This window comes from Mesorhizobium sp. L-8-3, from assembly GCF_016756615.1.
In the GTDB taxonomy this organism is placed as follows: Bacteria; Pseudomonadota; Alphaproteobacteria; order Rhizobiales; family Rhizobiaceae.
In genome coordinates, this window is the sequence record NZ_AP023262.1 from 367,910 (window position 1) to 393,280 (window position 25,371).

Consider the following 25,371-nt stretch of genomic DNA (forward strand, 5'->3'; position numbering starts at 1 on the left):
ACGCAGCGGGAAAGCCCGTCTTTCCCGCCGGAAATACCGGAAAAACTTGGAAAAACGGGTCCGAACGCCTATATTCTGAAGGTCATGGGACGCGCGATTCGGACGGGATTCGACGCGTCCTTTTCACGGGATCAAATCGAAAGCACTTCATGAGCGATCAGTCCGAGAATCTTCCCGGCGCGAATGCCGAGTACGGCGCAGATTCCATCAAGGTTTTGAAGGGTTTGGATGCCGTCCGCAAGCGGCCGGGCATGTATATCGGCGACACCGACGACGGCTCGGGCCTGCACCACATGGTCTATGAGGTGGTCGACAACGCCATCGACGAGGCGCTGGCCGGCCATGCGACGCTTGTCACGGTGACGCTCAACCCCGACGGCTCCTGCACGGTGACCGACAACGGCCGCGGCATTCCGACCGACCTGCACCCCACGGAAGGCGTGTCGGCGGCCGAAGTGATCATGACCCAGTTGCATGCCGGCGGGAAGTTCGACCAGAACTCCTACAAGGTGTCCGGCGGCCTGCACGGCGTCGGCGTCTCGGTGGTCAACGCGCTGTCGGTCTGGCTGAAGCTCAAGATCCGCCGCAAGGGCCGCATCCATGAGATGAGCTTCACCCATGGCGATGCCGACGCACCGCTGAGGGAAACCGGCGACGCCGGCGACGAGACCGGCACGGAAGTCTCCTTCCTGCCCTCTTCAGATACCTTCACCATGGTCGAGTTCGACTACAGCACGCTGGAGCACAGGCTGCGCGAGCTTGCCTTCCTCAATTCCGGCGTGCGGATCGTGCTGACAGACAAGCGCCACGCCGACGTGAAGACGCAGGAACTGCTCTATGACGGCGGGCTGGTGGAGTTCGTCAAATATCTCGACAGGGCTAGGAAGCATTTGATCGAGCCGATCGCGATCCGCGCCGAGCGCGACGGCGTCACCGTCGAGGTGGCGATGTGGTGGAACGATTCCTACCACGAGAACGTGCTCTGCTTCACCAACAACATCCCGCAGCGCGACGGCGGCACCCACCTCGCGGGGTTCCGTGGCGCGCTCACGCGCCAGGTGACGGGTTATGCCGAAACCTCGGGGATGACCAAGAAGGAAAAGGTCGCCCTCATCGGCGACGACTGCCGCGAAGGCCTGACGGCCGTGCTTTCGGTGAAGGTCCCCGATCCGAAGTTCTCGTCGCAGACCAAGGACAAGCTGGTCTCGTCGGAAGTTCGTCCGGTCGTGGAGAGCCTCGTCAACGAGGCGCTCGGCACCTGGCTCGAGGAGCATCCCTCCGAGGGCAAGGTGGTGGTGGAGAAGGTGATCCAGGCAGCGGCCGCCCGCGAAGCCGCGCGCAAGGCGCGCGACATCTCGCGCAAGAGCGTGCTCAATGTCAGTTCGCTGCCCGGCAAGCTCGCCGACTGCCAGGAGCGCGATCCGGCCAAGTCGGAGCTCTTCATCGTCGAGGGCGACTCGGCCGGCGGCTCGGCCAAGAGCGGACGCTCGCGCCAGAACCAGGCGATCCTGCCGCTGCGCGGCAAGATCCTGAATGTGGAGCGGGTGCGCTTCGACCGCATGTTGTCGTCGGACATGATCGGCACGATGATCACCGCGCTCGGCACCGGCATCGGCAAGGATGAAGGCGGCTTCAACGCCGACAAGCTGCGCTATCACAAGATCATCATCATGACCGACGCCGACGTCGACGGCGCCCATATCCGCACGCTGCTCTTGACCTTCTTCTTCCGGCAGATGCCGGAACTGATCGAACGCGGCCATCTCTTCATCGCCCAGCCCCCGCTCTACAAGGTGACCAAGGGCAAAAGCGCGCAGTATCTGAAGGACGAGACCGCCTTCGAGGACTTCCTGATCGAAACCGGCCTCGACGAGGCGACATTGTCGCTGTCATCAGGCGAGATCCGTGCCGGCCAGGACCTGCGCGCCGCCGTCCAGGACGCTCTCGGCGTGCGAAGCCTGATCAACGGCATCCATTCGCGCTACAATCGCGCGGTGGTCGAGCAGGCGGCAATCGCCGGCGGGCTCAACCCCGACATCGCCGGAGACCCGGCGCACGCCGCGGTCATGGCCGAGACGATCGCGCGCCGCCTCGACGAGATCGCCGAAGACACCGAGCGTGGCTGGCAGGGCCGCACCAACCCTTCCAACGAGGGACCCGGCGGCTACATCTTCGAGCGCACGGTGCGCGGCGTGAAGGAAGCCGCCGTGCTCGACATGGCGCTGCTCAATTCGGCCGATGCGCGCGCTCTCGACCGCTATGCGGCCCGTCTCGGCGAGGTCTATGCGGCACCGCCCGTGCTGCGCCGCAAGGATGTGTCGGAACGGCTTTCCGGCCCGCTGGCCCTGCTCGACGCCGTCTTCAGCAGCGGCCGCAAGGGCCTCACCATGCAGCGCTACAAGGGTCTCGGGGAGATGAACGCCGAGCAGCTCTGGGAGACGACGCTCGACCCGAATGTCCGCTCCCTGCTGCAGGTGAAGGTGACCGACGCGACCGATGCGGACTCGCTCTTCGCCCGCCTCATGGGCGACGAGGTGGAGCCGCGTCGCGATTTCATCCAGGAGAACGCGCTGAGCGTGGCCAATCTCGACGTATAGCTGCCTGACTTTCGACGATCGCGTATTGTCCGGCATTGGAACGCGGAAAGTTACCTCACGTGGTCATTTCCCTCGGAGGGATTGAGATCTATTTTCGCCGCCGGCCAGATCCTTTGAAAATCATCTCTCAGGGACGCAATGGCCCGGGCAGCCACGTCATGGTCCATCTGGAGGGCTTCGGCTGCGTTTCGCAGTTCGTCGCGACTATGTAGCCTATTGACGACCCAGACTGCTTTTCTTTCGATATCCTCCCCGTATGCCGTGACCGCTTTGGCCAAGGCATCTTCGGGAATGGGGCCGTATGCCTCGACCAGTCTGCCGAGGTCGATGGCGTCCCGATAGGCTGTAGAGCGATCCATGCACCTATCCGAATTTGAAAGCAGCTTTTCCGAAAACATGTCGCGGACGAGCAGCGTTGGAACCTGGAGCACGGGATCGATATCGCCATCGACATCGATCCGAGACTCCCGAACGATTTCGAATTTTATGAGCTGCGCGCGATATTCGAGGAACATTCTGATGCCGTACTGATCGGCCCGGATGTCGCGAACGCTCTTTACTTCATTGGGAAACAGGGTGCTCGGACCTTTGCCGATAAGAGCGTTCCTCAAGTCCCGATAGCCGTTGGTATCGGAGCAGAGGAAGTCCACGTCCAAGGAGCAACGGTACTCGCCCAGCCTCAGGACAATCGCCGTCCCGCCTCCGAACCAGCACTTGCTGTCCATCAGCATCTGATGGTTCATGCGCCGGAGGGCATCGCCTATGATTTCATGTTCAGGCCTGTTGAACGTCATCCGTCTATTCCTGCATGGCCAGGTCCATACCTGCATGGCCAAGTCCATAGCAGGATGCACGACGGAATGCCGGGTACAAGTAACTAGACCAACCTAAGGCCGTGGCCGTATTTGTCGCAGAGTTCCCTTAGCAGCCGGGTCTCTTCTTCGGTCAGGTGTTCATGATCGACGAAGCGCCAGTTCCGTTCGTACAGCGCGAAAACCTCGTCGTCAGCCATAGGACGACGGGGATCACGGTTCCACGCGAGCTTGGTCAGCTCGGGGAACTCAGCAGGGATGATCTCGACGGTCTGCATTGCCATAACGCGCTTCATATAGTCGAAATCCGCCGAGATCTCAAACAACGCCCACGATTGCCATTTGCGCGCCGGCGACTAGTCTTTACCGGCCAGGGGAGTTGGACATGCTCGGGTCGCAACGTCTGGACGCCCTGCTGGCGCAGCCGGCCAGGGCGCCGGGCGCCGGACAGCTGCAGAAGACGGAGGAAGATTGGAGGAAAACCCCGGCATAGCGGCAAGCGTCACCTTGAAGATCCTGCCGCCACGGGTTCGGCGCGACGCACTGGTCCGGCCGCGGCTTTCGCTCGGCAGGGACGGGCTCTTGGCCGAGCCATCCGTGGTCGTGCATGCGCCGGCCGGTTTTGGCAAGACCTCGCTGCTGGCACAGTGGCGCCGCGAACTGCTCGGTATCGGCGCGTCGGTTGCCTGGCTCTGGGCAAGCGAGACCGACAACCCGACGGAACTGCTCCATGGTTTGATCCTGTCCTTTCGCGCCGCCGCGCTGCGGCCAACCTTCGGCCATACGCTGATGGGGGTGACGGACAGCAAAGGCATCGAGCAGTATTCGGAATTGCTAGGGCCTGTGATCAGTTGAGGAGAATGACGGCCGCGGCGAGGTGTATGGCGCCGAGGAAGTTGGTTGCGCGCTTGTCGTAGCGGGTCGCGATGGCACGGTACTGTTTGAGCTTTGCGAAGAAGTTCTCGATGAGATGCCTGGCCTTGTAGAGCTCTGTGTCGTAGCGGCGTGGTTGTTTTCGGTTTGATCGCGGCGGAATGACGATATCGACACCGGCGCTTTGAAGCAGATCGAGCACACGCTCTTTGGCATCGAATGCCTTGTCGGCGATGAAGGCGGTGATCTTGTCGAACAGGTCAGGCAAAAGCGCATCGGCTCCGCACAGATCATGCTTCTGGCCAGGCGTCAGATGAAAGCCGGTCGGATTGCCCAAGGCGTCACAACGGGCGTGGATTTTGGTGCTCAGCCCACCCTTGCTGCGCCCTATGGCTTCGCGTTCCCGGTCCCCCCTTTTGCGCCGGCGCTGTGTTGATGGGCGCGCACGATGGTCGAATCGATCATGGCGTATTCATTGTCGGCGTCTTCGGCGAGAAGTTCGAAAACCTTCTGCCAGACCCCGCTTTTGCTCCAGCGTGTATGGCGCGTATGAATGACCCGGAAGTGGCCGAACCGCTCCGGCAAGTCACGCCACGGGATTCCGGCCCGATAGCGATACAAGACCGCCTCCACGAACAGCCGGTTATCCTTGGCGGTGCCGCCGACATGACCTTCACGGCCAGGCAAGAAATCTCTGATGCGCTCCCATTGATCATCACGCAAGGCATAACGACGTGCCATCCGGTCGGCGCCCCCTGATTCGCCGACACCTCAAGAATCACATCTCCGGTGATTTGGGAATCTGGAGGCTTCTGTGAGGTCCGCGGGCGCGGCATCGATGCCGCCGATCTGTGTCGGGCGGACCTCATTGATCGCAACTGATCACAGGCCTTAGCCGAAATCACGCAATCGGCGGTGGATGCAGCCTTTATCGTGGACGAGGCCGACCGGCTGCCCGCCGACTCGCGCGAGGCGCTGAGCTATATCCTGCGCAACCTGCCCGGCAACCTGCGGATCTTTCTCGGCATACGCTCCATGAGCGGATACGAGATCGACGACCTGATCGCCTACGGGCAATGCGCCACGGTGACGACGTCGGCTCTAAGCTTCCAGCTCGACGAGTCGATCGAACTCTTCCGACAGCGGTTCGGCGACGGCTTCGATCCGGACATCGCGGCGCAGATCCATGAACTGACCGCCGGCTGGCCGCTCGGTCTGCAGCTTGCAATCTCCGCGGGTCTCAATGCGCGCTCCGCGGCGTCGCTGGCCAGCGAGTTAGCCGGCAGCGCCGGCGATTTCCAGGAGCGTTTCGTTGCCTTGCTTCTCGCCAATCTCGACAGCGAGGACGTCGACTTCCTGACGCGCATCTCCATCCTCGACGACTTCACCCACGATTTCTGCAGCGTTGTGACCGGCACGGCGGATGCGCGCCCCCGGCTCGATCGGATCGCCCGCACCACCCCGGTCGTGCAACTGGCCGAGCGCAGCGACTGGATGCGGCTCCATGCCGTTGCCCGGGAAGCGCTGCTTCTGAAATTCGCCGATCTGCCGGCTGCCGAGCGCCATGATCTGCACCGGCGGGCGGCGGAATGGCTGGCGACGAACGGCATGCCTGCCAAGGCGGCAGAGCATCTCCTGGCAATCGGCGAAACCGACCCGGCGCTCGATCTGGCGGAGCGCAGTCTCTACGATTCTCTAATGACGCGCGGACAACTCGGCCAGGTGCGAAACTGGCTGGCGGTGGTGCCGGACGAGGGACTGGACCGGCGCCCGCGCCTCCTGCTCGCGGCGGCCTGGGCGCTGGCCCTGAGCGAGCGCCACGACGAAGCAAGCTGCCTGGTCGACCGGATCATGGCCGGCGCCGGCGATGACGCATCATTGCGCTGCGAATGCGCGCTCATCCTCGGCGGTGCGGCCGCCTATGCCGACGATCCCGACCTGTTTGCGCGCCTGCACGACCCCTGGGCGCTCGATCCGCCACTCTCCGATCCGCTGCTGCTCAAGATCCACGCCAACCGCTTCGCATTCCGCGCGCTGCTCGATGGCGAACCGGCGCTGGCCCGCCTGCGTCAGCAGCGCGCACCCCGGCCGGGCAGCCTGCCGGAAATGAGCTATCTGTCGCGCTGGAACGACTTCATCATCGGCCTTAGCTACCTCTGGGAAGGGCAGGTGCGCCTGGCCGAGAAGATCATCCGCCCGGCCCTGCTGCAATGCGAGGCCGATCTGGGGCGGCGTAATGCCTTCACCTCGATGATGGCGGCGCTGCTTGCCGCTGCCATGTGGGAGCGCGATCAGCCGGAGGAAGCACGGGTGCTCCTTGCCGACCGCATGGACGTGCTGGAAAAGAGCGGCCTCCCGGAAGCGCTCATGCTCGCCTACCGCACGCTCATCCGCATCGCCTGGTCGCAAGGGGACGAGGACCGGGCGCTGGAGCTGCTAGGCGCGCTCGAGGCGGTGGGCCTGCATCGCCACCTGCCACGCCTGAGGGTGATTAGCCTGGTCGAGCAGGTGCGCCTGCACGCACGGGGCTTTCGCGGCGAGACCTGCCGGAATCTGGCTGCCCGGCTGGACGCTTTTCTGGACACCAACACAGCCCAGCACGGCCCGATGTGGCGGCGCAGCATCGCCATCCAAGTGGAGCTTGCCCATGGCTATGCGGCGGTTGCGGCCCGCGACTGGCGCGCCGCGACCGCTCCTTTCGAACGGGCCAACGAACTTGCCCGATCCTACAAGCAGGAACGCCTCGTGATCGAAACGCTGGGCATGCGGGCGCTGATTTTGGAACGGCTCGGCGAGAACGCGCAGGCGCTCATGCGCGAAGCGCAGGAACTCGCCAGAACCTACGGGTTGCAGCGCGTCTTTGCCGATGCCCACCCAATGCTGGGCGATCTGGCCCGGCGGCTGCTGGCCGGTACCGGCGGGTCCGAGCCGGCGGCCGGCATTCCCCGGACCGCGCCGGAACCACCGGCAGAGCGGAAGGCCGCGATGACCACGCACCGAGCCTCGGTGCTGACCCCCAAGGAGTGGGAAGTGCTCGAACTTCTCGCCCGCTCACTCTCGAACAAGGAGATCGGACGAGCCCTCGACATCCATGAGGAAACCGTGAAGTGGCACGTGAAGAACCTGTTCGTGAAGCTCGACGCCGGGTCGCGCAAGCATGTCGTGTCGCGGGCCCGCCTGATGGGCTTTCTCGCCTGACCACCCCCTTCCCCCCCTTCAAGTGGGGGGCATGCGCCGATGCCCCGGGCTATATTGGGATCAGATAGGACCAGCCGGGAGAAATCGGCCGTCCGATCGGTGTCAGGAGGACCGATGAGCCTTGAATCCGAAACCAGGCAGCCTGCTGCCCCCGCGAAGGTATCGCCAACAGCTCTGATATCCGAAATCAAGGTCGAGCCGCTGACCTGCACGATCGGGGCGGAAGTGCTCAACATGAATCTCGGCGTCGCCTCGCGTGATGCCGGGATGATGCAGGCGATCCGCACGCTGCTGCTCAAGTATCGGGTGCTGTTCTTCCGCGATCAGGACGTAAGCCGCGCCGAGCATGTGGCGTTTGCCCGCCATTTCGGCGAGCTGGAGGATCATCCGGTTGCCGGAAACGATCCCGACCATCCGGGTCTGGTGCGTATCTACAAGACGCCCGACAAGCCAAACGACCGCTACGAGAACGCCTGGCACACGGATGCCACCTGGCGCGAGAAGCCGCCGATGGGTTGCGTCCTGCACTGCGTCGAATGCCCCGAAGTGGGCGGCGATACGATGTGGGTGAACATGGTCGAGGCCTATGCGCGCCTGCCCGAGACGGTGAAGGCGCAGATCGAGGGCCTGCGGGCCCGCCATAGCATCGAGGCGACCTTCGGCGCCACCATGCCGATCGAGAAGCGTCTGGCGTTGAAGGCGCAGTATCCCGATGCCGAGCATCCGGTGGTGCGCATCCATCCGGAAACCGGCGAGAAGGTGCTGTTCGTCAACGCCTTCACCACGCATTTCACCAACTACCACACGCCTGAGAACGTTCGTTTCGGGCTGGACTATGCTCCGGGGGCCGCGCAACTGCTGCACTATTTGATCAGCCAGGCCTTCGTCCCCGAGTTCCAGGTGCGCTGGCGGTGGAAGCCGAACAGCTTCGCCTTCTGGGACAACCGGTCGACGCAGCACTATGCGGTGATGGACTATCCGCCGTGCCACCGGAAGATGGAGCGTGCCGGCATCGTCGGCGACTTACCATTCTGAATTCCTGCCGGGCCATTCTGCTGCCCTGAATTGCTGCCGGCCCGACCCAAACATCGTCAATCGAAACTGGAAAGGATTCGCCATGAATTTCCTCGATGGCTCGCTGTTCCCCGAAAACCAGGAACCGCTCGTGATCACGGCCGCGCCCTACGGGCCCGAATGGGAACCGGAGGATTTCCCGCAAGACATTCCGATCTCGATGGACGAGCACGTCCAGAAGGCCGTCGACTGCTACAATGCGGGCGCCACCGTGCTGCACCTGCATGTGCGCGAAGAAAACGGCAAGGGCTCCAAGCGCCTGTCCAAGTTCAACGAACTGCTCGAGCGGCTGCGTGAAGCCGTGCCGGAGATGATCCTGCAGGTCGGCGGGTCGATCTCCTTCTCACCCGAAGGAGAAGGCGCCGAAGCCAAGTGGCTCTCGGACGACACCCGGCACATGCTGGCCGAGCTGACGCCGACCCCCGACCAGGTGACGATCGCGATCAACACCAATCAGATGAACATCGTCGAGCAAATGACGGATGCCGACATCGCCGGCACCTCGATCGCCGAGCCGGACCTCTACCGTGCATATCGCGAGATGACGATCCCCGCGGGTCCGGAATGGGTCGAGGAACACATCCGCCGGCTGTCGGAAAAGGGCATCCAGACCCACTTCCAGCTCGCCAACATCTGTCAGCTCGAGACCGTCGAGCGGATGATGCGCCGCGGCACCTGCAACGTCCCGCTGATCTTGACCTGGGTTGCGCTGGGCGGCGGTTTCGATGCGCCGAACATCTACAACCTCGCGAATTTCGTCCGTGCCGTGCCGGATGGGGCCGTGCTGACGCTCGAATCCTCGATGCTGAACGTGCTGCCGCTCAACATGATGGCAATCGCCATGGGCCTGCATGTCCGCTGCGGTATCGAGGACAATATCTGGACCCAGGACCGTTCGCGCAAGATGGGCTCGGTCGAGCAGATTGAGCAGCTGGTGCGGATCTCCCGCGATTTCGGCCGTCCCATCGCCGACGCCAAACAGGCGCGCCGCATCTACCGGATCGGCGAGTTCTACTCCTCCACCGACGAGACGCTGGCCAGGAATGGCTTTTCGCCGAACCGGAAGTCCGGGCAGCGCGGTTTCCTGATGCAGGCTGCCGAGTAGTCTAAGATGGCCGAGGCGACCGTGTTGATCGTGCCGGGGCTGCGTGGCCATGTCCCCGAACACTGGCAGACACTGCTGGCGCAGCGGTTGCCTCGCGTCAGGGCCGTCGAGCCGATGGGCCGGACCGACCTCGATTGCGGCGCGCGTTGCGCCGCAATCGAACGGGAGGCGCAGTCCATCGACGGTCCGGTGATCATCGTCGCCCACAGCGGCGGCGTGATCATGGTCGCGCATTGGGCTCGACACACGCGCCGCCAGATGCGCGGCGCCCTGCTGGCGACCCCACCCGATTTCGAGACGCCGATGCCCGAGGGCTATCCAACGATGGCGGAGCTCGACGCAAACGGCTGGCTGCCGGTGCCGCGCGATCCCTTGCCCTTCCCGAGCGTCGTCGCGGCAAGCCGGAACGACCCGCTGGGGAAATTCACGCGCATCGAGGCAATGGCGCTCCGCTGGGGCAGCGAGTTCGTCGATCTCGGCGCGGTCGGACATCTCAACCCCGCATCGGGCTTCGGCGACTGGCCGGAGGCCGAGCGGTTGATCGGCCTCCTGGACACAGAGCAGGCCACGGATACATCCACCATAAAGGCGAGGAACCGCTGATGGCTCGAGCAATCCGCTTCTACGAAACCGGGGGACCGGAAGTCCTGAAGCTCGAAAACGTCGAGGTCGGCGAGCCCGGTCCGGGAGAAGCCCGCGTCCGGCACTCGTACATCGCGGTCAACTTCATCGACATCTATTTCCGAACCGGACGCTATCCCCTTGAACTGCCGAACGGGCTTGGCTCGGATGCGGTGGGCGTGGTGGAGGCGGTTGGCCCCGGTGTCGAAGACATCCGCCCCGGCGACCGGGTCGGCTATCTCCTCGGGCCGCAGGGTGCCTATTCGGAAGTCCGGGTGATGCCGGCTGACGTGCTCATCCCGCTGCCCGACGGAATTTCCGACAGCACCGCCGCCACCCTCGTCATGAAGGGCATGACGGTGCAGTACCTGTTCCGCCAAGTCTACCCGCTGCATGGAGGCGAGACGATCCTCTACCACGCCGCGGCCGGCGGCGTGGGCGTACTCGCCTGCCAATGGGCGCGGGCCCTGGGTGTCGAGATGATCGGCACTGTCTCGACCGACGAGAAGGCCGAGATTGCCCGCAAGAACGGCTGTGCGCATGTCATCGTCACCTCGCGCGAAGACATTGCCGCACGGGTGCGCGAGATCACCGGCGGCAAGGGCGTGCCTGTCGTATACGACTCGGTCGGGAAGGACACGCTGATGGCCTCGCTCGACAGCCTGCGGCCGCGCGGGACGCTGGTCAGCAACGGCACCTCCTCGGGTCCCGTCGTGGTGGATTCGACCCTGCTCGCCGTAAAGGGTTCGATCTGGATGACCCGGCCGGCGATGGTCCACTACGCGACGCCGCGCGCGCATATGCTCGACATGGCCAAGGAGCTGTTCGACATGGTGCTTGCGGGAAAGATCGTCAGCGCCCCCAGCCAGACCTACGCGCTCGAAGACGCGGCCGAGGCGCATGTCGCGCTCGAGGGCCGCAAGACCACGGGCGCGACCGTGATCGTGCCCTGATCGATCACTGTCCCGACCTACAGAAGGACCTCCCATGCTCGGCCAGATGATGCACCGACCGCTACTGATTTCGTCCCTGCTAACCCATGCCGAACGCCACCACGGGGAGCAGGAAGTCGTGTCGCGCCGGGTCGAAGGCGACACGCACCGCTACACCTACCGCGACATGGCAGCCCGCGCCCGGCAAATGGCCGACGCGCTTGCCGCCCGCGGGCTCGGCTTCGGGGACCGGGTGGCGACACTGGCCTGGAACGGCTACCGGCATATGGAGCTCTACTACGCGGTGTCCGGCTCGGGCGCGGTCCTGCACACGATCAACCCGCGCCTGCATCCCGACCAGGTGGCCTGGATCGCCAATCATGCCGAGGATCAGATCCTGTTCTTCGACCTGACGTTTCTGCCGATCATCGAGCAGATCGCCCGGCAGGCACTCACGGTCCGCGCCTTCGTCGCCATGACCGACCGCGAGAACATGCCCAACGCGCCGCACATCCCGAAGCTCCTTTGCTACGAGGACCTGATCGCGGAAGGCAGCGACGCCTTCGACTGGCCGGAGTTCGACGAGAATGCCGCCGCCGCCCTGTGTTACACCTCGGGCACCACGGGCAATCCCAAGGGCGTCCTCTACAGCCACCGCTCGTCGATCCTGCATTCCTATGCCGCGGCGCTGCCCGATGCGATGAACTGCTCGGCGTGCGACACCATCCTGCCGGTGGTGCCGATGTTCCATGTGAATGCCTGGGGTCTGCCCTATGTGGCCTGCATGGTCGGCGCAAAGCTGGTGTTCCCGGGTCCCTGGCTCGACGGGAAGTCGCTGCACGAGCTGCTGGAAGCCGAGCGCGTCACGCTTTCGGCCGGGGTGCCGACCGTATGGCAGGGCCTGTTGGCGCATGTCGAGGCCACCGGCAGCCGGTTCTCGTCCATGTCGCGCACGGTCATCGGCGGCTCGGCCTGTGCGCCTGCGATGATCAAGGCGTTCCAGGACCGCTACGGGGTCAGCGTGCTGCATGCCTGGGGCATGACAGAGATGAGCCCGCTCGGCACCGTCTGCGCCCTGAAACCCGTGCACAAGGAACTCCATGACACGGCGCGACTGGCGCTTCAGGCCAAGCAAGGGCGCGTGGTCTTCGGCATCGACATGAAAATCGTGGACGAAGACGGGCAGGCTCTTCCGCATGACGGCAAGTCCTCGGGTGAACTGATGGTGCGGGGCCCGTGGATCACCTCGGGCTACTTCAAGGGCGAGGGCGACGACGTATTGGTCGACGGGTGGTTCCCCACCGGGGACATCTCGACCATCGATGCCGACGGCTTCATGCAGATCACCGATCGCAACAAGGACGTGATCAAGTCGGGCGGCGAGTGGATCGGCTCCATCGAACTCGAGAACATCGCCATGAGCCATCCGGACATCGAACTGGCCGCCTGCGTTGCCGCCCGTCATCCGAAATGGGATGAGCGGCCCCTGCTGATCGTCGTCAAGAAAACCGGGGCCGAGCTAACCGAGGCCGAACTGCTCGACCATTTCCGCGGCAAGGTCGCCCGCTGGTGGGCGCCGGACGGCGTCATCTTCGTGGACAAGATTCCGCTGGGCGCCACCGGCAAGGTGCAGAAGAACAAATTGCGCGAGGCCTTCGGAAATCACCTGATTTCGCACAAGGCTGGCTGAGGAGGGGGATGCCCCCCTGTCGAGTGGGGGGACGCAAGCCGGACGGAAGCGTAGATTTCGCCTGTCGGACAAGTCCGCACCGGTCCGGTCCCAACCGGCCAACAAGAGGAGGAGGCCCCATGGAAAGGATCCTTTGCGGACTCGGCGGCAGGTCGATGCCGCTCTGCGCGCGCATCGCCCGGATTGCCGCGATACGCGAGGAACGGCCCAGCGGGTGCCCTATGGCCTGTTCCGCCGGCGCTCTCATCTGCGCGGAGGGCAGCACGAAAACACCACTTTGCCCCTGTTTGCGCGCCAGAGGCATTACCGACCTCGGCTCAGGCTCGCAGCCTGACCGGTACGCTGTCCTCAAGGACGCACGCTAGCGCGACATGATCTGATGTTTGCACCGCTGGGGCGAAACGCCCAGCTATCCTACAGGAGGAATCCCATGAAGAAACTGAGTCTGGCGGCCAGCCTTGCCGCTGCACTTTGCGTGGCACAGGCGGCCGATGCGACCGAATTGCGCCTTGGCATGGCGGCGCCTGCCGCAACACCTTGGGGAAAGGTCACCGAGAAATTCGCGGCAACGGTTGCCGAACTCTCCGGCGGCGAGGTCACCATAAGCATCTACTACAACAACGAGCTCGGCGACGAACAGACGATGGCGCGACAGCTGCCGCGCGGTCGTCTCGACATGGCGCTTCTGTCCAACGTCGCCGCCTCGCTGCTGGTCCCGGAATACGGGCTGCTGCTGTCGCCCTATGCCTTCGACAGCCTCGCGGAGGCCGACTGCGTGACCGACGCCCACCTGTCCAGGACGTTCGACGCTGCGTTCCAGTCGGCGGGCGCTGTCCTGCTTTCGAGCATCGAGGTCGGGCAGATGGTGATCATGTCGCAAAAGCCGTTCCGCATCCCGGCTGACATGGTGGGCCAGAAGGTCCGCACCTCGCCGACGCCGACCGATACGGACTACATCGACGCCACCGGTGCTGCGGCCGTGCCGCTCGGCACCGTCGATTCCATGCCCGCTCTGAAGACCGGCGCGGTCGTGGCCGTCACCACGCCGATCGTGATGGGCGTGGCAGCAGGCTATGCGGCTGAGGCGCCGCAGATCACGCTGACCGGACATGGCCACCAGCTCGGTGCGCTGCTGGTCTCGAAAAAGACGTGGGATGCGCTTGGCGACAAGGAACGCGCCGCGATCACCGAAGCTGCCCAGACGATGGACGAACTGCGGCCCGCCGTCCGCGCTGCGGAACAGGCGCTGCTGGAGAAAGCCAAGACGGCGGGCGCCATCGTCCACACGCCGACCTCGGACGAGAAAGCCGCCTGGAAGAGCTTCGCCGCACAAGCCCAGGAGCAGATCCTCTCCGACCTCGGCGACAACGCCCCGCAGGTCTGGGCCGACCTGCTCTCGGCCAAACAGGCATGCGCCAAGTAAGTCGATGCGTATCTTTCTTTCGCTTCTGGAAAGGATCGAGGGCCTGGTGGCCACGGTGGCATATGTCATCGTGGCGGTCCTCCTGATCGGCGACATCGTCGCGCGCGAGATCCTCGGAATTCCCTTGCTCGGCACGCAGGCGATTGCAGTCCTTGCGGCCATCGTCGCGGGGTTCGTGGGGCTGTCGCTGGCGACGGCGGCCGGTTCGCATCTGCGCCCGGAGGCCTTCGACAAGGTGTTGCCCAGACGGTTCGACAGCTATCTGGAGCGCGCCTCCGACCTGGTCGCGGCGGCCTTCTACGTCGCCATCGCCTGCTTCGCGATCCTATTCGTCACCGAATCGAGAGCGGCGGGAGACCGCATCGCCGTGCTGTTCTTTCCGCTCTGGCCGGTGCAGCTGGTCATGCCCATCGCCTTTTTGTCCTGCGCCATCCGGCACTTCTTCTTCGCGATCGATCCGAAGCTCAAGAGCCGGTCACAGCCTGGGCAGCAATTCGCGGAGGGCTGACGGATGGCCGCGATCGGACTCCTGCTGCTCGCTCTCCTGCTGCTCGTGCTGCGCCAGAACATCGTGGTGCTGCTGCTCGCCATCGCCGGCTATGTGCATCTGGTGTGGGGCGACGGTCGCCTCGAATATCTCGTCGAGGATATGTGGATCAGCCTCGGCAGCGAGGTTCTGTTGTCGATCCCGATGTTCCTGATCGCGGGAAACATCATGACCCGCGGATCGATCGCGAAGCGGCTGATCCGGATCACGACGCTGCTGACCGATCCGCTCCCCGGCGGGCTCGGCATCGCGACGATCCTGTCCTGCGCGCTCTTCGCGGCGATCAGCGGCTCCTCGCCGGTGACGCTGCTTGCGGTCGGGTCGGTCCTCTATCCGGCCCTGCTCGCTCAGGGCTACGACAAGAAATTCGCGCTCGGCGCCATCACCTCGGCCGGAACGCTCGGGATCATCATCCCGCCATCGATCCCGCTGATCATCTACGGGCTCGTGACCGAGCAATCCATCGCCGACCTCTTCATCGCCGGCATCGTCCCCGGCCTCGTGTTGACGGCGATGCTCGCGATCTATTCCTACTGGGTGAACAGGGCCCGCCCCTCGAAATCCTTCGACGGGGCCGCGTTCCTTTCGGCGCTGAGGGAGGGCATCTGGTCGCTGATGCTGCCGGTGGTGCTGCTTGGCGGCATCTATTCCGGTTACTTCTCGCCGACCGAGGCCGCCGCGGTGGCGCTGGCATACGGGCTGTTGGTCGAGTTCTTCATTCACCGGGAGCTGACCTTCGCGGATTTCCGGGCGACGACCCTCGACACGGCGAGGATGCTGGGCATGCTGTTCCCGATCATCGCCGTGGCGCTCAGCCTCAAGTCGATCCTGACGATCATGCGCGTACCCCATGAGCTCGCGCTCTGGATGACCGATGTCACCACGAGCAAGGTGGCTTTCCTGATCGCGGTGAACCTGCTGCTTCTGGTCGTCGGCTGCTTCTTCGACGTGATCTCGGCGATCCTCATCCTGGGGCCACTGCTGCTGCCCCCGGCCGTTGCGTTTGGCATCAACCCGATCCAGTTCGGAGTCATGATGGTGATCAACCTCGAGATCGGCTTCCTGACGCCGCCCATCGGGCTGAACCTGTTTGTTGCGATGACGGCGTTTCGCGAGAAATTCCAGCTGATCTGCGTCTCGGTCCTGCCATTCGCCGCTGTGATACTCGCGGTTCTGATGCTTGTTGCCTTCGTACCCGAGCTCTCGACCATACTGTTGCGATAGCGACGGGCCGCGCAGAACAGTCTTTTTGCAGCCCATCTCGGCCCGGAAGCTCCTCGTTGTGCCGGGCTTTGATATCAACCCGACTGGACGTGTCCAGCATCCAGTCGGGTGGGCGGCGAGTTGCCGCCCGGATTGAAGTAGACATTGGTGTAGCCGAGCACGCCCGGCGGTGTCAGTTTCGGATGCGAGTCATGACGATGGCGGAAACGGGCGCCGGTCCCTCGACGTCTCTCATGATAAGCGTCCAATTCCCGTCGGGGCCGGCCACGACCGAGCCCATGTCGATCGGCGCGCCGTCGGCACCTATGAGCGTGACCGTCACTGTCGAGCTGGTCGGCGACCTTCCGGTGAAGATCGGCGAGAGATAGAGCAGTTCCTCGACTTCCTCGTCCTCGTCCTCTTCGTCCTCGCCGAGCACCCGGCTGATCTCGATCGGATCCGGCGCCGCATTCACATATCGCGATCCGTGGCGCTTGCGATCAGGCGATAGTTGGACCTTGGGGCAACGCGGCCGCGTGTTCCCAGGTGCGACCCGGAGGCCGCTACCCTCGCGAATCTTGACTGTTGCACGCACGCGAAGAAAAAATATCGTTACATTCGCCAAGTATATTTGATGGAGATCAATGCCCTGCGATCAACCGTAGGGAGTTTACAGTCCCTTGGCGCCTTGTCAGTCCGCCGGTGCCTTGTCGCGGAGATGCAAATGCTTGCTGAAGCTGCTTCCTATGGACTCGACGCCTGGCAGCGTTCCATCCTCTTCCTCGATGTGATGCGGCGCAGGGCCGTCCAGTATGACGAGCATGCGTCGGAAGCCGTGCCCCATGTGCTCGACTTCGATGCCGAACTCGTCTGTGACGGCCGCGAGTTCGCGCGCCCCGTCAACTATCTCCTCGTGCGCATCGTCCCCCCGCAGGGCGTCGAGATCGACAGCCGCAAGCGGCCATTCGTGGTCGTCGATCCAAGGGCTGGGCACGGACCCGGAATCGGCGGCTTCAAGGCCGACAGCGAGATCGGCGTGGCGACGAAGGCCGGCCACCCGTGCTACTTCGTGGGCTTCCTGCCCGATCCCGTGCCGGGCCAGACCATCGAGGACATCGCCGAGGCGGAGGCGCGGTTTCTCGAGATCGTGAGCGATCGCCACCCCGGGGCCGAAGGCAAGCCCTGCGTGATCGGGAACTGTCAGGCCGGCTGGGCGATGATGATGGTGAACGCCCTGCGGCCGGAGCTTTTCGGCCCGATCATCGTCGCGGGCTCACCGCTCTCCTACTGGGCGGGCGTGAAGGGTCAGTACCCGATGCGCTATTCCGGCGGCCTGCTCGGCGGCTCATGGCTCACGGCCCTCGCCGGGGACCTCGGGCAGGGTGTCTTCGACGGCGCCTGGCTGGTGCAGAACTTCGAGAACCAGAACCCGGCGAACACGCTGTGGACCAAGCAGTACAATCTCTACTCGCAGATCGACACGGAGGCCGAACGCTATCTCGGCTTCGAGAAATGGTGGGGCGGTCATGTCCTGCTGAACGCCGAGGAAATGCAGTGGATCGTCGACGAGCTCTTCGTCGGCAACAAGCTCGCCGCCGGTGAGATCCGCACTTCCGACGGTGTCGCCATCGACCTGCGCAACATCCGCGCGCCGATCGTGGTCTTCTGCTCGAAGGGCGATAACATCACGCCGCCGCAGCAGGCGCTCGATTGGATCCTCGATCTCTATGACAGCGTCGACGAGATCCGCGCCCACGGCCAGACGATCGTCTACACCATCCACGACACGATCGGGCACCTCGGCATCTTCGTCTCGGCCGGCGTTGCAAAGAAGGAGCATGACGAGTTCGCCTCCAACATCGACTTCGTCGACGTGCTGCCGCCCGGGCTCTACGAAGCCATTCTCGAACCGAAGGATGCCACGATCGAAAACGCCGAGCTCGTTACCGGCGAATGGGTGATGCGCTGCGAGCCGCGAACGCTGGACGACATCCGCGCCCTTGGTGGCAACAATCTCGAGGACGAGCGCCGCTTTGCTGCCGCTGCCCGGCTTTCCGAGATCAACCTCGCACTCTATCGCGCCCTCGTGCAGCCATGGGTCAAAGCGACGATGACGCCGCCAGTGGCCGAAGCAGTGCGTCGAATGCACCCGCTGCGCCTCCAATACGAGCTCTACGGCCCGCGCAATCCTTTCATGGCATGGGTGGAAACCGCGGCTGGCCGGGTCCGCGAGGAGCGGAGCCCGGTCGCTGGCGACAATCCGTTCCTCAAGCTCCAGCAGCAGGCTTCTGAGCAAATCGTCGAAGGCCTCGATGCCTGGCGCAAGACTGCCGAGCGGCTGTCGGAGGAGACTTTTCGTGCCCTCTACGGAGCGCCGACCCTGCAAGCCGCGCTCGGGATCGACACCGGGTCGCAGCGCCCGCCGCGCAAGGCAGCGAAGAGCCTGCTCCACAATGCCCTGGTCGAACGGCGGATCGCGGAACTCAGGGCGGCCATAACCCAGGGCGGGCTGCGGGAAGCACTGCTGCGCTCAATGGTCTATGTCGGCATGGCCCGCGGCAGGGTCGACGAGCGCAGCTTCGAGGCGATCCGCCGGATCCGCGAAAAGGCCCCCCGCGCCGCTGAAGTGACCCTCGCCGAATTCAAGGCGCTGCTGCGCGAGCAGTTCTTCATGGTGCTGATCGACGAGGATGCCGCACTCGCAGCGCTTCCAGGTCTTTTGCCTGAAGGCCGCGACGAGCGCCGCGACGCGCTGGATCTGCTTACCAATGTGCTGACGGCATCCGGGCCGCTGACCGACGCTGCAGCGGAGCGGATGAAGCGGATCACCGAGCTTTTCGCCATCGGAACAAGCAAGGGGCGGAGCTCGAAGATCGAACGTGTCGAATCCGAGACGAGCGGTGCTTCGACCAGTGAATCCGCGGCGCAGGGTTCGCAGCCGAACGTTTCGCATTGAACAAGGAATTCGGGGATGAAGCGCCATGCCGGCGATGGCCCCGATCGGAAACAAAGAGATGGACCGGCACCCTCGGGATGGCCCGATGCCAAGCTCAGTCCCGTCTGTCTCGTCGAAGCGTTGCGAAGGACGGCCTTCGCAGGAGTGAGGAACAGTCATGTCGGAAGTCCCGCAGGAACCGTCAAGGGTCTCTTCCAAGTACGACCGGCTGATCGCCGCCGCACAGGTGGAGGAGCCAGCCCGAACGATCGTAGCCCATCCCTGCGACGAGACTTCGCTGCAAGGGGCGCTTCAGGCCGCCGCCGCCCGGCTGATCCTGCCGGTCCTGGTCGGTCCCGAGGCAAAGATCCGGGCCGTTGCGCAGGCGCACCACCTTGACCTTGCCGACTGCGAGATCGTCGACGCACCGCACAGCCACGCTGCCGCAGCCCAGGCCGTCGCTCTTGTCCGCGAGGGCAGGGGCGAACTTCTGATGAAGGGCAGCCTGCACACCGACGAACTGATGCGGGAGGTGACCGCCTCGGCCACCGGGCTCAGGACCGAGCGCCGGATCAGCCATGTCTTCATCATGGACGTGCCCGGCCACGCCGACACGCTCTTCATCACCGACGCCGCGATCAACATCTTCCCCGATCTCGACGCCAAGCGCGACATCATCCAGAACGCCATCGACCTCTTCATCGCGGTCGGCCTGGGCCAGCCGCGGGTGGCGATCCTGTCGGCGGTGGAAATGGTCACGACCAAGATACCTTCGACCATCGAGGCTGCTGCGCTGTGCAAGATGGCCGAGCGCGGCCAGATCACAGGCGGATTGCTCGAGGGCCCGCTCGCCTTCGACAATGCCATCGACCCCGAGGCCGCGCGCATCAAGGAGATCGCCTCGCCGGTGGCGGGCCACGCCCAGATCCTCGTCGTTCCCGATCTCGAAGCGGGTAACATGCTGGCGAAGAACCTCACCTTTCTCGCCCATGCCGACGCCGCCGGTCTCGTGCTCGGCGCCAGGGTGCCGATCGTGCTGACCTCGCGGGCGGACTCGGTGCGCACGCGCCTCGCCTCCTGCGCCGTTGCCTCCCTCTACGCCGCCGCCCGGCGTCGCGTCACCCAAGTGGCGGCATGAACCGATGGACGCGATCCTCGTCATCAACGCCGGCTCCTCGAGCCTGAAGTTTCAGATCTTCGGCCTTGTCGATGGCGCACCGGTCCGCCAGGTGCGCGGGCAGGTCGAGGGCATCGGCACCCGACCCCGCCTGGGCGCCGCTGCCGCCGACGGCACCGCGCTTGTCGATCAGGGCTACGCGCCTGAGGAGATCCGCGACCTGCCCGCCGCGCTCGCCACGACCAGGCACTGGCTCGGCACCCTGGACGGCTTCGAACTGCGTGCCATCGGGCACCGCGTCGTCCACGGCGGCCCGGACTTCTCCGGTCCTGTCCTGATCGACGCGGCCGTGCTCGACCGGCTCGCCTATCTCCAGGATCTCGCGCCGCTGCACCAGCCGAACAATCTCGCACCGATCCGGCTCGCCATGGAGATCAACCCGGACGTGCCGCAGGTCGCCTGCTTCGACACGGCTTTTCACCGCGGCCACGCCATGCATTCCGACTGCTACGCACTGCCGCGAGCCCTCTACGAAGAAGGCGTGCGCCGCTACGGCTTCCACGGCCTCTCCTACGAATACATCTCCGAACGGATGCGCGAGATAGCGCCTGCCGCCGGCCGGGTCATCGTCGCCCATCTCGGCAGCGGTGCCTCGATGTGCGCGCTCCACGATGGCCGCAGCATCGAGAGCACCATGGGCTTCACCGCCCTCGACGGCCTGCCGATGGGCACGCGGCCAGGCCAGCTCGACCCCGGCATCGTGCTCTATCTGATCGACCAGCGCGGCATGAGCGTGAAGGAAGTCACCGACTTGCTCTACAAGGAGTCCGGCCTCAAAGGCCTCTCGGGCATCTCCAACGACATGCGCGACCTGCTGGCGAGCGACGACCCGCATGCCGGCCTGGCGCTCGACCACTTCGTCCACCGCTGCGGGCTGAGCGCCGGCATGCTCGCCGCCGCGCTCGGTGGCCTCGACGCTTTCGTCTTCACCGCCGGCGTCGGAGAGAACTCGGCCGCCATCCGCGCCCGCATCGCCGAACGCCTGGCCTGGCTCGGCGCCAAGGTCGACGCAGCCGCCAACGATACCGGTGCCACTTGCATCTCAACGCCAGCGAGCCGCGTCGGGCTATATGTCATCCCAACCGACGAGGAACTGATGATCGCCCGGCACACGCTCGCCTTCATTGCCGCCCCGACCTGAATCGCCGGAGATCGCCATGTCGCATGAGACCGCCATATCCATCCCCACCGTCAAGGCCGGCAAGATCCTCGAGGGCCGCAAGGGCCTGATCGTCGGCATTGCCAACGACCGCTCGATTGCCTGGGGCTGCGCCCGTGCCTTCCGCGCGTTCGGCGCCGAGCTCGCCGTCACCTATCTCAACGACAAGGCGAAGCCGCACGTCGCGCCGCTTGCCGAGGCCCTCGATGCCCCGATCTTCATGCCGCTGGATGTGAGCGTGCCCGGCCAGCTCGAGGCGGTCTTCGACCGCATTTCCGAGACCTGGGGCGAGCTTGACTTCCTGGTACACTCGATCGCTTTCTCGCCCAGGGACACGCTTCAGGGTCGGGTCACCGACGTCCCGCGCGACGGCTTCCTGACGACCATGGACGTCTCCTGCTGGTCCTTCATCCGCATGGGTCACCTCGCCGAACCGCTGATGAAGAATGGCGGCACGCTCTTCGCCATGACCTACTACGGCTCGCAGATGGTGGTGGAGAACTACAACATCATGGGTGTCGCCAAGGCTGCGCTCGAGGCCGCCGTCCGCTACATGGCCGCCGAGCTTGGACCCAAGCGAATCAGGGTACACGCGATCTCTCCCGGTCCGCTCGCCACGCGCGCCGCCTCGGGAATCCCCGACTTCGACGAGCTCCTCGCCAAGGCAAAGTCCAAGGCCCCTTCGCGCGAGCTCGTCGACATAGACGATGTCGGCGCCGCAACCGCCTTCCTCGCCCACGACGCCGCGCGCCTCATCACCGGCCAGGTGCTCTATGTCGACGGAGGATACCACATCATGGACTGACACGGTCTGTCCGGTGACGGTGGCGCCTCGTCACCGAGTGCCGTCTGCGACGGCCCCATCATGTGAAGTCATGCGCCGATTGCGCCCGAGGTCGGGTCTTCCCCATCGGGCTCTCGCGGGTTCGCTCCTATTTCTTCGGAAACAGGAACGTAACCGCGGCGCGCGCTCCGAAGCCATCCGGCCCGCCCTCAGGAGTTTCGGCCCAGTATCGGACGCCGGCCTGCAGGCTGACCGGCTGGTGTCCGAACTTCACCAGCTTGCTAATCATGAAGTTGACCGGCACTGACCAGGCCTCGTTGGTCCAGTCGTAGGTGGATTCCGTGTTGAGCGCGAAGGTCCAGGCATCCGCCGTGGTATAGCTGACGAAAGGCTGCAGGAATGTGGAATTCACGTCCGGTCGCGCTTCCGGTCCGGCGAATGACCAGATGTGGTTGGCCAGCATACCGTAGGTCCATGGTCCCGTTTGCTTCAGGACCACGCCGGTCGGTCCAGCGCCCCATTTGTCGCCGCCCAGCAGCGGGTCGGTGCCTGTCGGAATCAGGAACGCCGGTCCGGCACCCCAGATGATGCCGCCGGGCCCCGGTGCCTTGGGCGAGAAGAACAGGCTCTGCACCGTGTCGCCGAGCCCCGACTGGGTGCCGGACGGGCCGGCGATGTCGTCCTGCCAGATGACCGGCAGGATCGTGCGCGAGATGATGTTCCAATCCTCGTTGAGCGAGATCGGGATGACCGGCTGGATGTTCAGCGTCACCTTGTCGCCGTCATTCGGCCCGAAGCCGGAATCGTAGTTGAACTGAAACGGCACGCTGATCAGCGAGGCGACAGGGTTCGACAACTGCTTGGCGAGGTCCGCTTCCTGGGCCCTGGCGGATGTGCCGGCAGCTATGACCGTCAGCGACGCCAAGAGACCAAGGATAACTCTACCCGACTTCATCGCGCTTCTCTGTTTCTTTGCGGGCAACGGTGCCATGGATCGAAGCGCCGAGCAATTGCCCGGGCGATGCCGACCCTGCTTGCCGAATTGATAGCGCAGGCAGGATGGTGTGATAGTTGGACCTTGGTGCAACGCAGCTTCGGCATTAAGCAATGGTTCGAACGCCGAGAGGGCCCGATAGCCTCCCCAGGCTTCTTTCGTGTGTCCCGGAAACGGTCATGACCGTGTCAAACAGGGGACACGAGAGACCCTTATGGCTTCCGTTCTCCCTGTCGGCTAAGTTCAGCCAGCCGTTGCATCGATGGAATCGTCTTGTCGCGCCGACCGCTTTTCTTTCAGATCTTGATCCTGTTGCTTTGTCTGGCTCCGACGCCGGGCAAATTCTCCGCAGCCAGAGCCACCGAAGGAACTGCCAAGCGGATCCTCATCGTCTACGAGAACGAGAGCACCCTTTTCGCCGTGACCGAAGTCTCCCGCGGCCTGCGAGAGGGCCTCGTCGGCGATGCGCCCACACGGATCGAGCTCTACAGCGAACATCTCGATTCCGTCCGCTTCCCCGGTCCGGGCCATCTGGATCGGCAGGCGCAGTTCCTGGCGGCCAAGTACAAGGGGATTCCGCTCGACATCGCATTGGCCGCCGGGCCCGGCGCGCTCCTGTTCATGCTCGAGCACCGCGACGCGATCGCGCCGGGCGCGCCCCTTGTGTTTGGCGGGATCACCGACGCGACGCTGAAATCGCTCTCGCTGCCGGCCGACATCTGGGGCGTGGTCAGCCGGTTCGACCCGGTCGGAACGATCGATCTGGCGAGGCGTCTCCAGCCGACGGCGAAGCGCATCGTCGTCATGACCGGCTCGTCCGATTTCGACCGCCAGTGGGAAGCGCGAGCCCGAAACGAACTGACAGGGAACTATCGCGGACTGAGCGTCGAGTATGTTTCGGGGCTGACGCTGGACGGCTTCAAGGACGTCGCGAACCGACTGCCCGCCGATACGATTCTGCTGATCCTCACCATACTCCAGGATGCGGCGGGCCGCTCCTTCATCCCCCGCGACGCGGCGGCCGAGATCGCTCCGGCATCGGTTGCGCCGGCCTATGCCGTCTACAGTTCCTTCATCGGCACCGGCGTGGTGGGTGGCTTCGTGGAAACGTTCGAAGGTATCGGCATCGACATGGCTGACCTTGCCAGCCAGATCATTTCGGGCGCACCGCCGGAGCGACGGACCGAAGCATCGACCAGCCGGCCGGTCGTCGACTGGCGGCAATTGGAACGCTGGGGTATCGGTAGCGACCTTCTTCCCGCGGACACGCAACTCGAATTCCATGAGCCGCCGGTTTGGGAACGATATCGCTTCGAGATCATAGCGGCTCTTGCAGTCATCGGGCTCCAGGCGGCCACGATCGCCGGCCTCGTCATCCTTGACCGGCGCCGTCGCATCGCGCAGGAGGAACTCGCCCTGGAACGGCTGGAGCTGGCCCATCTTTCGCGTATCACGCAGCTCGGCCAGCTCTCGGGAGCCTTCGCCCACGAACTGAACCAGCCGCTCACCTCGATCCTCGCGAATGCCGAAGCAGGAGCCCGGCTGCTGGCCATGAAGCCGCCCGACCTGAACGAAGTGAAGGATATCCTCGAGGACATCGCCGACGAGGACAGGCGCGCAGCCGGCATCATCACGCAGTTGCGGCAGCTCATGGTGAAAGGAGAGGCGGCGCTCGAGCGGGTGGATCTCAACAAAGCGGTTGCCGCGACGATGGAACTGGCGAGGAGCGAACTGGTTGCACGCCAGACGCAGGTCGACTTCCGACGGGAGGAGAAAGAACTGCCCGTCCGCGGCAATCTTGCGCAGCTGCAGCAGATCGTGCTGAACCTGATCCTGAACGCCACCGAAGCCATGCGTCATCTTCCGCCGGGGGGACGTGAAATCACGATCGAGACGCGGACATTGCCAGGCGGTGCACGTCAGTTGTCGGTTTCCGATCGTGGGCCGGGAATTTCGCCCGAGATGAAGGATAAGGCCTTCAAGCCTTTCGTGAGCGGTGGAGCGACAGGCATGGGCCTCGGACTGCCCATCTGCCGTTCGATCGCATCGGCGCACGGAGGCACTCTCGCTTTCGACGACCATGAGGACGCCGGCACTCGGGTGATCCTCACCCTGCCGCCGGTCTAGCAGAACCAACCGGCAAGCCACCGCGCATATGGCGAACAAGGCAGGAAGCTGGGATGCGCATCGATCCGACGGCCGCATGGGACCCAAGGCCAACTACGACGACCCGCTCGCATGTGGTAC

21 protein-coding genes are annotated in these 25,371 nt (G+C 64.5%); 16 read left to right on the plus strand and 5 right to left on the minus strand.

Annotated elements, in window-relative coordinates; genetic code table 11:
• Positions 1 to 149: 149 nt before the first annotated feature.
• The gene (gene gyrB / locus JN302_RS01680) at positions 150 to 2,597 is read left to right on the plus strand and encodes a DNA topoisomerase (ATP-hydrolyzing) subunit B (protein WP_202309814.1); all 2,448 of its coding nucleotides are present in this window, start codon (positions 150 to 152) and stop codon (positions 2,595 to 2,597) included.
• Between the two features lie 50 nt (positions 2,598 to 2,647).
• Here the strand turns inward: gyrB and JN302_RS01685 are convergent, their stop codons facing one another.
• Together JN302_RS01685 and JN302_RS01690 are read right to left on the minus strand one after the other, a co-directional pair.
• Positions 2,648 to 3,391, minus strand: a complete 744-nt coding sequence (locus tag JN302_RS01685; RefSeq protein ID WP_202331382.1) for a nucleotidyl transferase AbiEii/AbiGii toxin family protein — start codon at positions 3,389 to 3,391, stop codon at positions 2,648 to 2,650.
• Between the two features lie 83 nt (positions 3,392 to 3,474).
• Positions 3,475 to 3,735 carry a hypothetical protein gene (locus JN302_RS01690; protein WP_342215908.1) on the minus strand — a complete coding sequence of 87 codons (261 nt, stop codon included), beginning with the start codon at positions 3,733 to 3,735 and terminating at the stop codon, positions 3,475 to 3,477.
• Positions 3,736 to 3,916: 181 nt separating this feature from the next.
• On the opposite strand from JN302_RS01690, the gene JN302_RS01695 reads away from it, so the two are divergent.
• Entirely contained in the window at positions 3,917 to 4,264 is a 348-nt protein-coding gene (locus JN302_RS01695; RefSeq protein WP_202331383.1) for a hypothetical protein, read from the plus strand.
• Here JN302_RS01695 and JN302_RS01700 read toward each other — a convergent pair.
• Positions 4,257 to 5,023 (minus strand): IS5 family transposase gene (locus JN302_RS01700; RefSeq protein WP_446720670.1). Its coding sequence is split into 2 segments (ribosomal slippage): positions 4,257 to 4,681 and positions 4,681 to 5,023, totalling 768 coding nucleotides; the frame shifts between segments, so codons are not numbered across the junction. The two genes, JN302_RS01695 and JN302_RS01700, sit on opposite strands and share 8 nt — an antisense overlap.
• 174 nt (positions 5,024 to 5,197) lie before the next feature.
• Between JN302_RS01700 and JN302_RS01705 the strand changes: the two genes are divergently transcribed.
• The 9 genes from JN302_RS01705 (at position 5,198) to JN302_RS01745 (ending at position 16,096) form a co-directional block, all read left to right on the plus strand.
• Complete coding sequence (locus tag JN302_RS01705; protein ID WP_202331384.1) at positions 5,198 to 7,480, plus strand: LuxR C-terminal-related transcriptional regulator; 2,283 nt, start codon at positions 5,198 to 5,200, stop codon at positions 7,478 to 7,480.
• 114 nt (positions 7,481 to 7,594) lie between these two features.
• Positions 7,595 to 8,515, plus strand: coding sequence for a TauD/TfdA dioxygenase family protein (locus JN302_RS01710; protein WP_202331385.1), 921 nt, complete (start codon positions 7,595 to 7,597; stop codon positions 8,513 to 8,515).
• Between the two features lie 82 nt (positions 8,516 to 8,597).
• Entirely contained in the window at positions 8,598 to 9,659 is a 1,062-nt protein-coding gene (locus JN302_RS01715; protein WP_202331386.1) for a 3-keto-5-aminohexanoate cleavage protein, read from the plus strand.
• Positions 9,660 to 9,665: 6 nt separating this feature from the next.
• Entirely contained in the window at positions 9,666 to 10,262 is a 597-nt protein-coding gene (locus JN302_RS01720) for an RBBP9/YdeN family alpha/beta hydrolase (RefSeq protein ID WP_202331387.1), read from the plus strand.
• The gene (locus tag JN302_RS01725) at positions 10,262 to 11,233 is read left to right on the plus strand and encodes a quinone oxidoreductase family protein (protein WP_202309820.1); all 972 of its coding nucleotides are present in this window, start codon (positions 10,262 to 10,264) and stop codon (positions 11,231 to 11,233) included. The genes JN302_RS01720 and JN302_RS01725 overlap by 1 nt, the downstream gene beginning before the upstream one ends.
• A 34-nt stretch (positions 11,234 to 11,267) precedes the next feature.
• The gene (locus JN302_RS01730; RefSeq protein WP_202331388.1) at positions 11,268 to 12,902 is read left to right on the plus strand and encodes a 3-(methylthio)propionyl-CoA ligase; all 1,635 of its coding nucleotides are present in this window, start codon (positions 11,268 to 11,270) and stop codon (positions 12,900 to 12,902) included.
• Between the two features lie 430 nt (positions 12,903 to 13,332).
• Positions 13,333 to 14,325: a TRAP transporter substrate-binding protein DctP gene (gene dctP / locus JN302_RS01735; protein WP_202331389.1), complete on the plus strand. Its 993-nt coding sequence runs from the start codon at positions 13,333 to 13,335 to the stop codon at positions 14,323 to 14,325.
• 4 nt (positions 14,326 to 14,329) lie between these two features.
• Positions 14,330 to 14,833 (plus strand): TRAP transporter small permease, encoded by a 504-nt coding sequence (locus JN302_RS01740; protein ID WP_202309823.1) that lies wholly within the window; start codon positions 14,330 to 14,332, stop codon positions 14,831 to 14,833.
• Positions 14,834 to 14,836: 3 nt separating this feature from the next.
• Positions 14,837 to 16,096, plus strand: a complete 1,260-nt coding sequence (locus JN302_RS01745; protein WP_202331390.1) for a TRAP transporter large permease — start codon at positions 14,837 to 14,839, stop codon at positions 16,094 to 16,096.
• A gap of 172 nt (positions 16,097 to 16,268) precedes the next feature.
• Here the strand turns inward: JN302_RS01745 and JN302_RS01750 are convergent, their stop codons facing one another.
• On the minus strand, positions 16,269 to 16,550 hold the full coding sequence (locus JN302_RS01750) for a hypothetical protein (protein ID WP_202331392.1): 282 nt from the start codon (positions 16,548 to 16,550) through the stop codon (positions 16,269 to 16,271).
• Positions 16,551 to 16,799: 249 nt separating this feature from the next.
• Between JN302_RS01750 and JN302_RS01755 the strand changes: the two genes are divergently transcribed.
• The 4 genes from JN302_RS01755 to fabI all read left to right on the plus strand — a co-directional run bounded on the left by JN302_RS01755 (position 16,800) and on the right by fabI (position 22,151).
• On the plus strand, positions 16,800 to 19,031 hold the full coding sequence (locus JN302_RS01755) for a DUF3141 domain-containing protein (protein ID WP_202331394.1): 2,232 nt from the start codon (positions 16,800 to 16,802) through the stop codon (positions 19,029 to 19,031).
• A 157-nt stretch (positions 19,032 to 19,188) separates the two neighbouring features.
• Positions 19,189 to 20,148: a phosphate acetyltransferase gene (locus JN302_RS01760; RefSeq protein ID WP_202331396.1), complete on the plus strand. Its 960-nt coding sequence runs from the start codon at positions 19,189 to 19,191 to the stop codon at positions 20,146 to 20,148.
• A 4-nt stretch (positions 20,149 to 20,152) separates the two neighbouring features.
• Positions 20,153 to 21,328, plus strand: coding sequence for an acetate/propionate family kinase (locus JN302_RS01765; protein WP_202331398.1), 1,176 nt, complete (start codon positions 20,153 to 20,155; stop codon positions 21,326 to 21,328).
• Between the two features lie 34 nt (positions 21,329 to 21,362).
• Entirely contained in the window at positions 21,363 to 22,151 is a 789-nt protein-coding gene (gene fabI, locus JN302_RS01770) for an enoyl-ACP reductase FabI (protein WP_202334148.1), read from the plus strand.
• A gap of 127 nt (positions 22,152 to 22,278) precedes the next feature.
• On the opposite strand, the gene JN302_RS01775 is transcribed toward fabI, so the two are convergent.
• The gene (locus tag JN302_RS01775; RefSeq protein WP_202309829.1) at positions 22,279 to 23,085 is read right to left on the minus strand and encodes a transporter; all 807 of its coding nucleotides are present in this window, start codon (positions 23,083 to 23,085) and stop codon (positions 22,279 to 22,281) included.
• A gap of 459 nt (positions 23,086 to 23,544) precedes the next feature.
• Between JN302_RS01775 and JN302_RS01780 the strand changes: the two genes are divergently transcribed.
• Complete coding sequence (locus tag JN302_RS01780) at positions 23,545 to 25,251, plus strand: sensor histidine kinase (RefSeq protein WP_244846159.1); 1,707 nt, start codon at positions 23,545 to 23,547, stop codon at positions 25,249 to 25,251.
• Positions 25,252 to 25,371 lie beyond the last annotated feature (120 nt).